This window comes from Chelativorans sp. YIM 93263 (assembly GCF_028767125.1).
Taxonomy (GTDB): domain Bacteria; phylum Pseudomonadota; class Alphaproteobacteria; order Rhizobiales; family Rhizobiaceae; genus Chelativorans.
Genome location: NZ_JAKCWP010000008.1, coordinates 77,516 through 90,193 on the forward strand (window position 1 = coordinate 77,516; position 12,678 = coordinate 90,193).

Here is a 12,678-nt window from a genome sequence, read left to right on the forward strand (position 1 = left end):
AATTACGATGGCATCTGTTCCTTTTGACCAGCTTGATGGCGTTATCTGGTTCAACGGTGAATTCGTCAAATGGGCGGATGCGAAAATCCACGTACTGACCCACGGTCTGCACTATGCCAGCGCGGTATTCGAGGGCGAGCGGGCCTATGGCGGCGAGATCTTCAAGCTCACGGAGCATACGGAGCGGCTGCACGAATCAGCGCGCATCCTGGGGTTCGAGATTCCGTGGTCGGTCGGGGAGATCGATGAGGCCTGCCGGCAGCTCCTTTCGAAGCAGGGTTTCGAAGATGCCTATATTCGTCCCATCGCGTGGCGCGGCAGCGAGATGATGGGTGTTTCGGCGCAGCAGAACCGGATCAATCTCTCCATCGCCTGCTGGCAATGGCCGAGCTATTTCGATCCGGAGCAGCGGCTGAAGGGTATTCGCCTCGACATGGCCGAGTATCGCCGACCCGACCCGAAGACGGCTCCGTCGAAGTCCAAGGCCGCGGGCCTTTACATGATCTGCACGCTCTCCAAGCACGCCGCCGAAGCCAAAGGCTACAGCGACGCCATGATGCTGGACTGGCGCGGCCAGGTCGCCGAAGCCACTGGCGCGAACATTTTCTTCGTGAAGGGCGGTGTCATTCACACGCCGGTTCCTGACTGTTTTCTCGATGGAATCACCCGCCGCACGGTCATAGATCTTGCGCGGCGGCGCGGCATCGAGGTGGTCGAGCGGGCCATCATGCCCGATGAGCTGGAAGGCTTTGAGCAATGCTTCCTCGCGGGCACCGCGGCGGAGGTCACGCCGGTCTCCGAGATTGGCCCCTATCGCTTCCAGGTGGGGGAAATTACCCGGCTTTTGATGAACGACTATGCCGACGAGGTGCGCCCTCGGCAGAGACTTGCCGCCGAGTAAGTAGAGGCAAGGTATACACACTTTGAAAATTTAATAATCCCTCCGCGTTTGACTTTGGTCAAAAACGGTATCTTTATAGACTTGTCGGCTAACGATGCTGGCATGATTAGGAGGGATTAATGATGCAATCGATTATTCTGCCGATCATCGTTCAAGCGGTGGCAGGTATCGTCGGCGGACAGGCAGTCGGAGCCGCGTTCAAGGGCGCGGCGATGGGGCAAATAACGAAAATTCTAGCCGGCGCCGTAGGGGGAGTGGGCGGCGGTGCCTTGCTCACCAGCCTGGGCGGCGACACTGGCGCGCTGAGCGGGCTGCTCGGCCATGCCGTTGGCGGCGTCGCAGGCGGCGGCGTTCTGTCCGGGATTGTCGGTGCGGTTTTGAGTGCGACGAAGAAGACCTCGTAAATTTTTTCGGAAGAGTGTGAACGGGCGGCTGGTGCCGCCCGTTTTGTTTTGTCACAACGCGACAGACAATTACGCAGGAGGCAGTCGGTATGGGCACGCTCAAAGCCGGGATCATTCCGGTCACCCCGTTTCAGCAGAATTGCGCGATTCTCTACGATGAAGAAACAATGCGCGGGGTCGTCGTCGATCCAGGCGGGGAGGTCGAGCGCATTCGCGAGGCGATCGACAAAACCGGCGTAACCATTGACGCGATCTGGCTCACCCACGGGCATATCGATCACGCCGGCGGGGCGATGGATCTCAAGGAGGCGCTCGGGGTGGACATCATTGGTCCCCACGAGGACGACCGAGAAATGCTTCTCAATCTTGAAACGCAAGCCCAGATGTTCGGACTGTCTGAGCCGGTGCGCAATGTCACGCCGGACCGCTTTCTGGCCGAAGGTGAAACGGTCGCGTTCGGAGACCATTCATTCCAGGTCTTTCACTGTCCAGGACATGCGCCGGGACACGTGGTCTTTTATAATCCGGATGCCAAGTTCGCTCATGTCGGCGATGTGCTGTTCAATGGCTCCATCGGCCGCACGGACCTGCCGGGCGGCGACCATGACGCGCTGATCCGCTCGATCAAGGACAAGCTGCTGCCGCTTGGCGACGATATAGGTTTTCTCTGCGGCCACGGGCCGGGCGGACGTTTCGGCGACGAGCGGCGCGACAATCCGTTTTTGGTAGGGCAGAGCGGGTAGGGCAGTAAGAAAAACAGGGAGTAAGCTGTAGCCTATCTCGCTGTGTCCCTACTGCCTTGCTCCCCTAAGCCTGTTATCTCACCTGATCACGCAGAAATGGCGCTGTCCGTCATAGCCGAGGAAGGTGCCGGATGCGGGATCGAAGCTGCGGTAGCGCGCGTCACAGGCGCGATACCATTCCCGCGTCCATGGCTCATAACTCCGGTAGTAGGTCACGGGTGCGCGATAGGTGGGCGCGCGGTAAACGGGCGCCGGTCGATAATACCGCTGCGGCGGACGGTCGATATATACGCGGCCGGAGGGCTGTGAAAGGGCGCCGCCGACAATCGTGCCGATTGCAAGGCCGGCGATTCCTGCGGCAAGTGCGTTGCCGCTGTCGCTACGATGATGATGCCGCCGCCAGTGGTCATGGGCCTCCGCCGGAACGGCCGCGAGGGTCGTCGCCGCAACTGCCATGCCGAGAACGGTACTTTTGAAGATCTTTTTCATCCTGACAGTCTCCATACTATGCGCCATCGCGCATGATGATGGCGGAATTTACGCCCCCGTAGCTGAACGGTATATGAATGGTTAAACGCGGCCATATCGCGGCGTCCGGAACGTACCGCGCATGAAAAACGCCGGCTCGTGGCCGGCGTGGGAAAATCTGCCGCCGCCCCCGGACGGCGTATGACGAGGGCCTAGCCGAGGGCCAGATTGACGGCCTTTGGCCCTTTGCCGCGCCGGTCGGGCTCAGTGTCGTAGGTCACCTTCTGCCCATCCTCGAGGCCCGGCAGGCCCGAAGCTTGAACCGCCGAGATATGGACGAAGACGTCCTTCTCCCCGTCATCCGGCGTGATGAAGCCGAAGCCTTTGTCTTGGTTGAAAAATTTAACGATTCCGCTCTGCGACATGGGAAGGATTCCTTTCTCCCGATAGTCAATGTTGCGGACCAGACTCTGGTCCAGTTCCTCGGTCCTTTACTGGGGGAGAAGAAACAGTCAGCTTCGCGCCCGATCCTGCGGACTTCTTCTATGCGCGACTTCCCGGGCGCTTTTGTCGTATACCGGGGCATGCTATTCCAGTCTCCGGGCCCGCAAATGCCCGAACGAGCGAAATTGTCCCTCATTTTCCCAAAACGGGCAAGCGAAAGTTTTGTGTCGCTATTCTTTCCAGATCAACTGCCCATCATGCGTGATGCTTCCCGCGTATTCTACTTCGATGGTCGCATGAGAAATGCCGTAACGCTGGCGGAGCATGGTCTTCAACTCTTCTTTCACCGCGGTTACGCGGGCGAGGTCCGTCTCGTTGAACGCTATATGCATCTCGATGGCCTTCATCTCCGGCGCAGGACGCCAGGCGTGAAGATGGTGAACATCGGCAACGCCGGGCGCGGCCTTCAGGTCCTTGAGCATCGCGTCATAGTCGAGGTCGTCGTCGGGAGCGCGCTCCATAAGCATGGATACGGCTTCGCGCATTTCGATCGTGCCGTGGATGAGGATGTAGAGTGCGATCAGCGCCGTAATGGCCGGGTCGATCCAGCTCACGCCGGAGCCCCAGGCCATGATCGCCAGCGCTGCGACAATCACGCCAAGGGTCGAAAGGGCATCCGCCGCCATGTGCAAGAATGTGCTCCGCACATTGAGATTGTGTAGCTCCTTACGCAGAATCCACGCGGCCGCCGCATTCTCCATGAGTGCGAGCAGACCCACGACCAGCATCGTTCCGCCGGCAAGTTCCCCCGGCGCCTGCAGCCGGTTTGCCGCTTCGTAAAGAAGATAGAGCCCGATGACGACCAGGACGGTCAGGTTGACGAGGGCACCCACGGTTTCGGCGCGTGCATAGCCGAAGGTGTGGCGCCTGTCGGCCTTGCGCAGTGAAATGCGCCAGGCGAAATATGAAACGAGAACCGCGGCGGCATCGGAAAGATTGTGCGCCGCATCGGCGAGCAGGGCGAGCGAGCCGGAAACCACGCCACCGATAAGCTCGGCGGCAGTGATGCCGAGATTGAGGACGAGAACAATGAGCAGGCGACGACCCCGGCCGGAGCTTGTGACCGCCCTGTGATGCGTATGCGAGTGCATGTGCTCCATCATGCCTGCCAATAAAGAAAAGGCGCGAGGGAAACCCTCGCGCCTTCATAAACTCGTTCAGGCCGCGTCGCAGCCCACGGCTCATGCCTCCGAAAGGTTCACCGCCTTCGGGCCTTTACCCATGCGATCCGGCTCGACGTCGAAGGAAACCTTCTGACCGTCGGTGAGGGAGCGCATGCCTGAATTCTCGACTGCGGAGATGTGTACGAACACATCCTTCGCGCCGTCGTCAGGCGTGATGAAGCCAAAGCCTTTGCTGGCGTTGAAGAACTTTACGGTGCCGGTCTGTGGCATGGGAAACTCCTTTTCCCTTTTAGTGAATTGCGTCTGTGCAACGTGCACAGTTTCGCCGTCGTCGAGAGCTTACTATGTCGGGGAAAGGGTCGTTCAATAAGACGCGTCCAGTCTCCGGGGCTGCAACCACCCGAGCGCTTCCATTATATGGCACGAATCGGTGGCTGAAACAAGATAACGTTCAAAGCTTTTCGGGCGGCGAGGAGCCTGCCGGGGGTCGACGCAGAATCCCCGTCACATGTCGTGTGCCCCGGTCGCCATCCGCACGCTCATGCCAGGCAAGATGCAGCAGAAAGCCATCCACCGGAAGCGTTGCATCGAAGACCTCCAGGGAGGCTTGCTCCTCGGCCGGAATGCATCGGCTCGACAGTATCGCGACGAGATCAGAGCTTTCCAGGAGCTTCGGCACGATGGAGAAAGCCGGCACGACCATGCCGATCCTGCGTTCCCGTCCGCTTCCCGCAAGCGCCTCATGCAGGGGGCCTGCTCTGTGGCCGCAGCCTGGAAAAAGCACGTGCGGATGGGCTAGCCAGTGATCGAGATCGAAACGCTCGGCTGCCGGATGCCCTTTGCGCATCGCAACGACGTAGTGCTCGCGAAGGTCGAGCTCAGCCATAGAGGCGGCCGAAGAGAACGCGGGTGCGCGTGTTCCGTCGCACCCGCTTCCTATTCGGCTTACGCAAAGGCCGGCTCTGCCAGCCGCTCCACATGCGCCTTCAGGTCGGCGGGCCACTTTGCGATCAGCCGGGAAAACCGCGTGCTGTCGCCAGCATAGAGCGCGCGTGCGGCCTCTTCATAGCCCGGCTGGTCGCCCAACATCGCCATCATGAAGCGGTCCGCGGCGGCCTGCGCCTGCCGTTTTTCCTCGCCGCCGGCATCGGTCTTGCGCGCGGCGTCCACCAGCTTGCGTAGCGTCGCCGAGGCGCCGCCGGGCTGGCTGTTCAGCCAGTCCCAGTGCCGGGGCAGGAGGGTTACCTCGCGCGCCACGACGCCGAGTTTCGGCCGTCCGCGCGAGCGCGCCCTGTTTTCCGTCCCCGCGCTCAGCCGCGCGACCACGTCTTCGAGGCTGCCGCTCAGGTCGAAATCGGACTGCCGTCCTGTACGGTCGTCGAAGATCAGGACGTTTTCCGTGCGCCCGGCCTGTTTCAGCGCCAGAACCACGTCCAGCTTCGATCCCGAAGCCACCATCCTCTCGCCCTCGAAGGCGGTCCAGGTCGCGCTTTCACTCTGCATCGGTCTCTCCTGTCATGAATGCAGGGTGCGTATCACCCGGGTTTTAGTTAGTCAATATATCCCGGGTAAAAATGGAGAGGCGATCAAAAAAAGAACCCCGCTCGTGGTCCGAGCGGGGCTTCCTTCCGAGAAACATTGTCCCGTCAGGCCGTCGCCACCGGAGTGGGGACTTCTTCTTCCTCTTCGTCCCAGCCATGGTCGGTCAGGTTGGCGACTGCTTCGCCGCTTTCCTTCCAGCCTTGGATTTCCTCCTCGCTGGCTTTTGGCGAGAAGAGCCCGGTGAAGGCGTAGATGATGCCGAATACGGGTGACAGCCAGCAGGCGAAGGCGAGCGGGATGTAGAGCAGGTTCTCCATATTGCCGCTCGCCACGCCCAGCGCCAGCGCGCTGATGACAAATGCGCCGCCGGCATTCCACGGGATGAGCGGCGAAATGAGCGTCCCGCCTTCCTCGATCGCGCGTGACAGGTTGAGCGTGGAGTATCCCATGCCGCGATAGACCGGGGCATACATGCGGCCGGGCAGTGCGATCGACAGATATGGATCTCCGGCCACCAGGTTGGTCGCCATGGAAGTGCCGATCGCCGCGGTCTGGATGCCGGCAAAACTGCGGATCTTCGACATGATGACCGTGATGATCGTCTCCAGACAGCCGGTCCGCTCAAGCGCGCCGCCGAAGCCGAGCGCGATCAGCACCAGCGAGATCGTCCACATCATCGACTGGATGCCGCCGCGATTGAGTAGGCTGTCCATCGCCTCGATTCCGGTGTCGATCGAATAGCCGCTGTTGGCATAGGTGAAGATGGCGTGCAGCCCTTCGCCCTGCGCCAGCATGGCCGTAACGCCGCCGGCCAACACGCCGGCAAACAGCGAAGGGATGGGCGGCATTCTCTTCACGGCCAGAACGATGACCAGAAGCGCGGGCAGGAGCAGCCAGGGCGATATGTGGAAATTCGCCTGGAGCGCTTCGGTGATCGCATTGATCCGGGCAAAGGACACGTCTCCGCCCTCGATGACGGCGAAGCCGGCGAAGAGATAAATCGCCAACGCAATCAGCATGGCCGGAACCGTCGTGGGCATCATGTTCCTGATGTGCGAGAACACGTCCGTTCCGGTGACTGCTGGCGCAAGATTGGTGGTATCGGAGAGCGGCGAGATCTTGTCACCAAAAAAGGCGCCCGAGACCACCGCGCCGGCCGTCCAGTACATGGGAATGTCGAAACCGGCGCCGATACCCATAAGCGCGAGGCCGACTGTGCCGACCGTGCCCCAGGACGTACCCAGCGATACCGAGACGATCGCGCACAGGATCATTGCGGCGGCCAGGAAGATCTGCGGTGAAAGGATCGTCAAACCGTAGTAGATCAGAGTCGGCACCGTTCCACTGGCAATCCACACGCCAATGATCATGCCCACCGTGATCAGCACGGAGACCGATGGCAGCGACACGTGAATGACGTGGAAGACGCCCTTTTCGATGTTGCTCCAGTTGTAGCCTAGCCTCAGACCGACAAGCCCGGTGATGGCCAGGCCGATCGCCAGCGGCACATGGGGCGTGAAATCGCCGAAGTAGAAAAGCTGCAGCGCCAGGACGACGAGCGTCAGCAGCACAGGCGTGAGTGCCAGCGGAAGGCTGGGCAGGGGCTTGCCAGTTGAAGCCATCGGTCTCTCCCATTTTTTAGATGTATTGAATTCCCGTAAGACGTTTTCGCCTTTATCCTGGAGATTAACCGGAATAAAGTAGGTTTTGGCCCTGAATTTCCGGATAAATCAGGCGAAAGTCCTATTATCTTCGGTTGTTGTAGGAATATATACATGATCGCAGGTGGATTGAATCGCACGGATTTGCGAATTCTCGAAGAAGTTCAGAGGGACGGGCGAATCTCCGTGGTGGAGTTGTCACGCCGCGTCAGCCTGACAAAAACGCCTTGTGCGGAAAGGTTACGCCGGCTCGAACGGTCCGGGGTCATCTCCGGCTATTTCGCCAAGCTCGATCCTGTGGTGATGGAGGCCGCCCACATCGTCATGGTGCAGGTGCAGCTCAAGGGAACGACGGCCGATGATCTTGACGCGTTTAATCAGGCGGTCAGGCGCGTGCCGGAGGTCCAGTCATGCCACATGATCGCTGGCGGGTATGACTATCTCCTGAAGGTGAGGACGCGGAGCATCGAGGCATATCGCCGTGTGCTGGGGGACGTGATCTCCAAGCTGCCCGGCGTCCTGCAAACCCAGACCTATGTGGTCATGGAAACGGTCAAGGACGAGGTGACCCTGCCCGTTCCGCGGGCCGGAGCGTGAACGCCGGACGTGGCAAGATGTGTCTGCCGTGTTCGCGACATGTCTACCGCGACGCCGCCGGCGGGTTCGGCTCCGCAAAGCTCGGGCCATTCTCGTCGCTAAATGACAGGGCTTGGGCTTTCAGTGCCGCGCTGAGTGTTGCCAGCAGCCCCCGGGCGGCGGCGATGTCTTCAACCCGCATACTGGCGGAAAGAGCGTTCACCCACTTGGCCTGATCCGCCATTAGTTTTCGGTAGCTCTCAATTCCCTGAGGCGTGGGGGCGAGCAGTTTGGCGCGGACGTGCCGCGGATTCGGGCTGTAACCCGCCAGTCCGTCGCGCACTAGTTCGTCAGCCAATCGCTGGACACCCTGACGCGTCTGCGAGAGCTGGCGGGCGATATCTGCTACAGTTACGGTCTGCTCAACAATGACGCCCATGACCTGCCAACGCGCGGCGGTCAATCCGAAGGGCGCGCTCAGCCGGTTGCCGGCCTCGGTCAGGCGGTTGGCGGCTTCCAATATGTGCCAGATGAGACGGCTCAATTCTTCACCCTGAGGGGTACGCATGGTGATCTCCAATGTCTACTTTGTTAGCATATTGACAACATATTGTCGAACTGTAAAATGACAACGTGCTGTCAAAATGAGGTATACCATGATCCCGTCTGAACTCGTCAGAGGCCTATATGAGGACTGTCTCAATACGCGCGCACTCGATCGGCTGCCGGATTATCTGTCGGAGGATTTCGTCGGCGCCAGCGGCGAGCAGGGACCGCAAGGCTTTCGGCAAACTGTCGAACGGATAGTCACGGCCTTTCCCGATCTGCGGTTCGAATTGGAGGATCTGTTCGCGGCCGGGGACAAGGTGTGCGTGCGCTGGCGCTTCGAGGCGGCGCATCTTGGGCCGCTGTCCGGGATTGCCCCAACGGGGAAGGTCGCAGTTCAGCAAGGGATCGCTATCTATCATGCGCGTGGTGGCAAGCTCACCCGGGCGTGGCTGCAGGTTGATCGGCTGGGCGTCCTGCAGCAGCTAGGGGCGGTGACGCTCTGACGGCAGGGCATCGCGCCAAAGGTCGAGCGCGATATGCGAAACCGTGGAGCGATATCGTGACGGCGATGGTGTTCCGGTGAAGACAAATCTCACGATGGCACGCTGCTAATCGCAGCGCGTATCATATTATCCTGCTTCCGGGTCAAATGTGCGGCTTACGCAGCGCCCGCCTTCGTGCTACCCCGCATCTGACTCCGGAATCGGAAAGAGAGGCGGATGCGCGAGCTCATTCTTCTGCGTCATGCCAAATCGGGCTGGGACGATCCCAAGCTGGACGACTTCGACCGGCCGCTGGCGCCGCGCGGGCGTGAGGCCGCGCCGCTGATCGGGCAGGCCATGGCCGCGCGCGGTTGGGTTCCCGATGCCGTTCTGGTCTCCGCGGCCTTGCGTACACGCCAGACCTGGCGGCTCGTCGCCGGCGAGTTGGGGCAGGGGATGCCGGAGGCGGAGCGCAACAAGGGGCTCTATATGGCGCCGGCCGGCCGCATCCTGTCCTTCATTAACAATGTGCCCGAGGAAGCACAGCGCGTTCTGGTCATAGGCCACAATCCTGGTATCGGCGATCTGGCGCTTTTGCTTTGCACACCGGAGTCCGATGCCGCCGCGCTGAGACGGATGGGCGGGAAGTTTCCCACCGCGGCGCTGGCGCATTTCGAAGTCGCGCAGAAGTGGTCGGAGCTGGAGGTCCGCTCAGCCCGGCTGACGGAATTCCTGCGGCCAAAGGATATTTCCTGAGAATTGGCACCGCCATACAGCGTCCGCCAGCTATGCTTTGCTGCCACGTGCCTTTGCTCCCCTCTATCCTGCCGGACACCCCCACAATGGGGAGCGCCCTTCCATCAAGCACACGATTGCAGAACGAAAGCGGCAGCTAAGGCCCTTTCGCGCCATTCGCGAGCGATGCACCTGTGACGCTTGCGATCAGGACTCTTGCAAGGACATGACATTATTTCACCTTATGTCTCCGAGCAGTTTTTCTCGTTTGAAGTGGTTAAACGACAAAGCTAATCCCCAGCTCGAAACAAAATGCGAGCTTCACCATGAAACTTATGAATACCTTGATGTTAGCGGCTTTCGCTTTCGCCGTGCCTAACAGCTCTTTCGCCCAAGCCTCCGATACGATCCAGGAAGCGGCGAGTTCTGCCTTCAGAGGGGCTGTCGAAGAATACCGAATCCCCGGACTGATCGTTGGCGTCACGATGAAGGGCGAGCACAGTTACTACGCGACAGGGCTCGCCTCGCGCAGCGATGTCCGGCCCGTGACGCCGAACACGTTGTTCGAGCTCGGCTCGCTCAGCAAGCTCTTCAACGTGACCCTCGCCTCATTGGCAGAGCAGCGTGGGATCCTGTCCCTCAACGACAGTGTTTCACAACACGTTTGCGCCGATGTCTGTTCGATTGGCGACAACATGACACTTATGGATCTCGCGACGCATCATTCCGGCGGATTGCCGTTGCAGGTCCCCGGGGAAATCGATTCAACCGATGCGTTGGTGGATTGGTTGAAGGACTGGCAGCCAGCCGCACCGGGCCAGCGCAGCTATTCCAACATCAGTATCGGGCTGCTCGGACATATCACGGCCTCGGCCCTGGGAATGTCCTACACACAGGCTGTTCAGAACGTTCTCTTGCCGGAACTCGGCCTCGAAAATACTTGGATCGAGGTGCCTGCGGCAAAGATGGATCAATATGCCTTCGGCTACGACCGCAAAACTGATGCGCCCATCCGCGTCAACCCGGGCGTTCTGGATGCCGAGGCCTACGGGGTGAAGTCCAGTGCGCACGACATGCTGAAGTTTCTTGATATCGAGCTTGGGCGGGGCGAGGTCAGCCCGGAGCTGCGCGCGGCAGTGGACCGGACGCGGCAGGGGCAGTTCGCTTCGGAATTCTTCACTCAGAACATGATCTGGGAGCAATATCCCTGGCCCATCGATGTCGAGGCCATGGTCAATGGTAACGGCTACGATTTCATCCTACAACCGCAGCCGATGACCCGCATCGAACCGCCGCTGGCCCCGCAGGACAACGTGATCCTGAACAAGACCGGTTCGACCAACGGCTTCGGCGGCTATGTTGCGATGGTGCCGGGTGAGGAGCTTGGTATCGTGGTTCTGGCCAACCGGAACTTCCCGAACGAGGCGCGGGTTCGCGCGACCTATGACCTGATCGAGGCCTTGCTCCACGATTGACCTGATCGGGCTCTACTGTCGTGGTCGGGCCGGATGATCTCGCAAGACATCCGTCCCTTCCTGCGCCAGGATCAGGGGAGGTGCCGCTTGGAATATCTGTATGGATCGCTCTCACTTACCTCTCAATGCCCTTCGCGCCTTCGAAGTCGCTGCCCGCCAGGGAAGTTTTACCAGCGCTGCCATCGAGCTCCGCGTCAGCCAGGCTGCGATCAGCCACCAGATCCTCGGCCTCGAGGACCTGCTTGGGGTGCAATTGTTCCTCCGCACCCCGCGCGGTCTGCTGCTGACGGACGAAGCCAAGGCACTCTTTCCCATCCTGACGGAGAGTTTCGACAGGATCGGGCAGATTCTCGATCGCTTTGGCGACGGGCGCTATCGCGAGACATTGCATCTCGGCGTCGTGAATACCTTTGCTGTTGGCTGGCTGTTGCCGAGGCTTGGGTCGTTCCATGCCCAACATCCCGGCATCGAAGTTCGTGTAGCAACCAACAATAACCGGGTCGACCTGCCGAAGGAGGGGCTCGACATGGCGATACGCTTCGGAGATGGACGTTGGCCGGGCCTCGACGCACAACCTTTAATGGATGCGCCCCTCAGTCCGCTCTGTGCGCCAGATATTGCATCGGACCTTACCAGCCCGGCCGATCTGGCGCGTCACACCCTGTTGCGGTCCTATCGGGCCGATGAATGGGCGTTGTGGTTCCGTGCCGCTGGAGGGAAGACACCCGTTCTGGATGGGCCGATCTTCGACAGTTCTGTTGTCATGGCTGACGTTGCCGAGATGGGGCAAGGCATCGCACTGTTGCCCGTTCCGATGTTCTCTGCGAGGCTTGCCGCACACCGCCTTTTCCGGCCTTTTGCGGTAGAGGTCGCGACCGGACGTTATTGGCTGACCATGTTGTCGAGCCGATCAGAAAGTCCGGCAATGAGGATTTTCAGAGATTGGCTGCGAACCGAGATAGCCGAGCCTCAGCACAAGGCCTCCGCTCACGGATCAACAGCGTGGCGACAAGGCTCGCGATCCCGGCCAGCATGATCGCGGGAGCCGTATTCCTCGTGCTTGCCGACATTATCTCCCGGTTACATCTTCGGAAGGGTGCTGCCGATCGTGTGGTGACGGCGCTCGTCGCGCCCGTCTTCGCATTGATGTTCTGATCGGCGCTATTCTGGGGCGGCCGGGGGCGCTTGGAGACGGCGCAGCCGATATCCTAAGCCGGGCTGCCAAAAGACCGCTCAGAAGCATTCCTCTCCGCACTATCTTGTAAAATTTGGCGCACCCCGATCGCCATGGCATCCGCGATGAGATAGAGGAAATCCGAAAGGTTTCTGCTGGCCCTATTGCCCTGCGTGCAACCTTGTACGCAAAAGAGGACATAGGCTAAGAGATGTCGAGACTGTCCGGCGATTCCACCGGAAACTGCGGCCCGCGAACAGGTCGGAACGACGGATACATCATGATACAATCCCATCCTAGAGGCGGTTCATTGCGTACGACAAGGGGGAGGGGCCACGCT

The 12,678-nt window shown here is 60.3% G+C and carries 16 protein-coding genes; 8 read left to right on the forward strand and 8 right to left on the reverse strand.

All coding sequences use genetic code 11. The features are described 5' to 3' along the window. Positions 1–7 precede the first annotated feature (7 nt). The 3 genes from LY631_RS15895 (at position 8) to LY631_RS15905 (ending at position 2,048) form a co-directional block, all read left to right on the forward strand. Complete coding sequence (locus LY631_RS15895; protein ID WP_274426569.1) at positions 8–901, forward strand: branched-chain amino acid aminotransferase; 894 nt, start codon at positions 8–10, stop codon at positions 899–901. A 119-nt stretch (positions 902–1,020) separates the two neighbouring features. Next, positions 1,021–1,305 (forward strand): hypothetical protein, encoded by a 285-nt coding sequence (locus LY631_RS15900; protein WP_274426570.1) that lies wholly within the window; start codon positions 1,021–1,023, stop codon positions 1,303–1,305. Positions 1,306–1,394: 89 nt separating this feature from the next. Next, positions 1,395–2,048 carry an MBL fold metallo-hydrolase gene (locus LY631_RS15905; RefSeq protein WP_274426571.1) on the forward strand — a complete coding sequence of 218 codons (654 nt, stop codon included), beginning with the start codon at positions 1,395–1,397 and terminating at the stop codon, positions 2,046–2,048. Positions 2,049–2,126: 78 nt separating this feature from the next. On the opposite strand, the gene LY631_RS15910 is transcribed toward LY631_RS15905, so the two are convergent. The 7 genes from LY631_RS15910 to nhaC all read right to left on the reverse strand — a co-directional run bounded on the left by LY631_RS15910 (position 2,127) and on the right by nhaC (position 7,308). Then, complete coding sequence (locus tag LY631_RS15910) at positions 2,127–2,537, reverse strand: BA14K family protein (protein WP_274426572.1); 411 nt, start codon at positions 2,535–2,537, stop codon at positions 2,127–2,129. A gap of 191 nt (positions 2,538–2,728) precedes the next feature. Continuing rightward, on the reverse strand, positions 2,729–2,941 hold the full coding sequence (locus LY631_RS15915; protein ID WP_274426573.1) for a cold-shock protein: 213 nt from the start codon (positions 2,939–2,941) through the stop codon (positions 2,729–2,731). Positions 2,942–3,190: 249 nt separating this feature from the next. Next, positions 3,191–4,111: a cation diffusion facilitator family transporter gene (locus tag LY631_RS15920; RefSeq protein ID WP_274426574.1), complete on the reverse strand. Its 921-nt coding sequence runs from the start codon at positions 4,109–4,111 to the stop codon at positions 3,191–3,193. Between the two features lie 90 nt (positions 4,112–4,201). Continuing rightward, on the reverse strand, positions 4,202–4,414 hold the full coding sequence (locus LY631_RS15925) for a cold-shock protein (protein WP_274426575.1): 213 nt from the start codon (positions 4,412–4,414) through the stop codon (positions 4,202–4,204). A 181-nt stretch (positions 4,415–4,595) separates the two neighbouring features. Next, positions 4,596–5,030, reverse strand: a complete 435-nt coding sequence (locus LY631_RS15930) for a LysR substrate-binding domain-containing protein (protein WP_274426576.1) — start codon at positions 5,028–5,030, stop codon at positions 4,596–4,598. A gap of 59 nt (positions 5,031–5,089) precedes the next feature. After that, complete coding sequence (locus LY631_RS15935) at positions 5,090–5,647, reverse strand: DUF2239 family protein (RefSeq protein ID WP_274426577.1); 558 nt, start codon at positions 5,645–5,647, stop codon at positions 5,090–5,092. Between the two features lie 143 nt (positions 5,648–5,790). After that, positions 5,791–7,308 (reverse strand): Na+/H+ antiporter NhaC, encoded by a 1,518-nt coding sequence (gene nhaC / locus LY631_RS15940; RefSeq protein ID WP_274426578.1) that lies wholly within the window; start codon positions 7,306–7,308, stop codon positions 5,791–5,793. 153 nt (positions 7,309–7,461) lie between these two features. Between nhaC and LY631_RS15945 the strand changes: the two genes are divergently transcribed. Then, complete coding sequence (locus LY631_RS15945) at positions 7,462–7,944, forward strand: Lrp/AsnC ligand binding domain-containing protein (protein ID WP_274426579.1); 483 nt, start codon at positions 7,462–7,464, stop codon at positions 7,942–7,944. A gap of 43 nt (positions 7,945–7,987) precedes the next feature. On the opposite strand, the gene LY631_RS15950 is transcribed toward LY631_RS15945, so the two are convergent. After that, positions 7,988–8,491: a MarR family winged helix-turn-helix transcriptional regulator gene (locus LY631_RS15950; RefSeq protein ID WP_274426580.1), complete on the reverse strand. Its 504-nt coding sequence runs from the start codon at positions 8,489–8,491 to the stop codon at positions 7,988–7,990. A gap of 88 nt (positions 8,492–8,579) precedes the next feature. Between LY631_RS15950 and LY631_RS15955 the strand changes: the two genes are divergently transcribed. From LY631_RS15955 to LY631_RS15970, 4 genes are all read left to right on the forward strand, one after another. Then, positions 8,580–8,975 carry an ester cyclase gene (locus tag LY631_RS15955; protein WP_274426581.1) on the forward strand — a complete coding sequence of 132 codons (396 nt, stop codon included), beginning with the start codon at positions 8,580–8,582 and terminating at the stop codon, positions 8,973–8,975. Between the two features lie 216 nt (positions 8,976–9,191). Next, positions 9,192–9,710 carry a SixA phosphatase family protein gene (locus LY631_RS15960; RefSeq protein ID WP_274426582.1) on the forward strand — a complete coding sequence of 173 codons (519 nt, stop codon included), beginning with the start codon at positions 9,192–9,194 and terminating at the stop codon, positions 9,708–9,710. A 305-nt stretch (positions 9,711–10,015) separates the two neighbouring features. Then, the gene (gene ampC, locus LY631_RS15965) at positions 10,016–11,164 is read left to right on the forward strand and encodes a class C beta-lactamase (RefSeq protein WP_274426583.1); all 1,149 of its coding nucleotides are present in this window, start codon (positions 10,016–10,018) and stop codon (positions 11,162–11,164) included. A 100-nt stretch (positions 11,165–11,264) separates the two neighbouring features. Continuing rightward, entirely contained in the window at positions 11,265–12,200 is a 936-nt protein-coding gene (locus tag LY631_RS15970) for a LysR family transcriptional regulator (protein ID WP_274426584.1), read from the forward strand. Positions 12,201–12,678 lie beyond the last annotated feature (478 nt).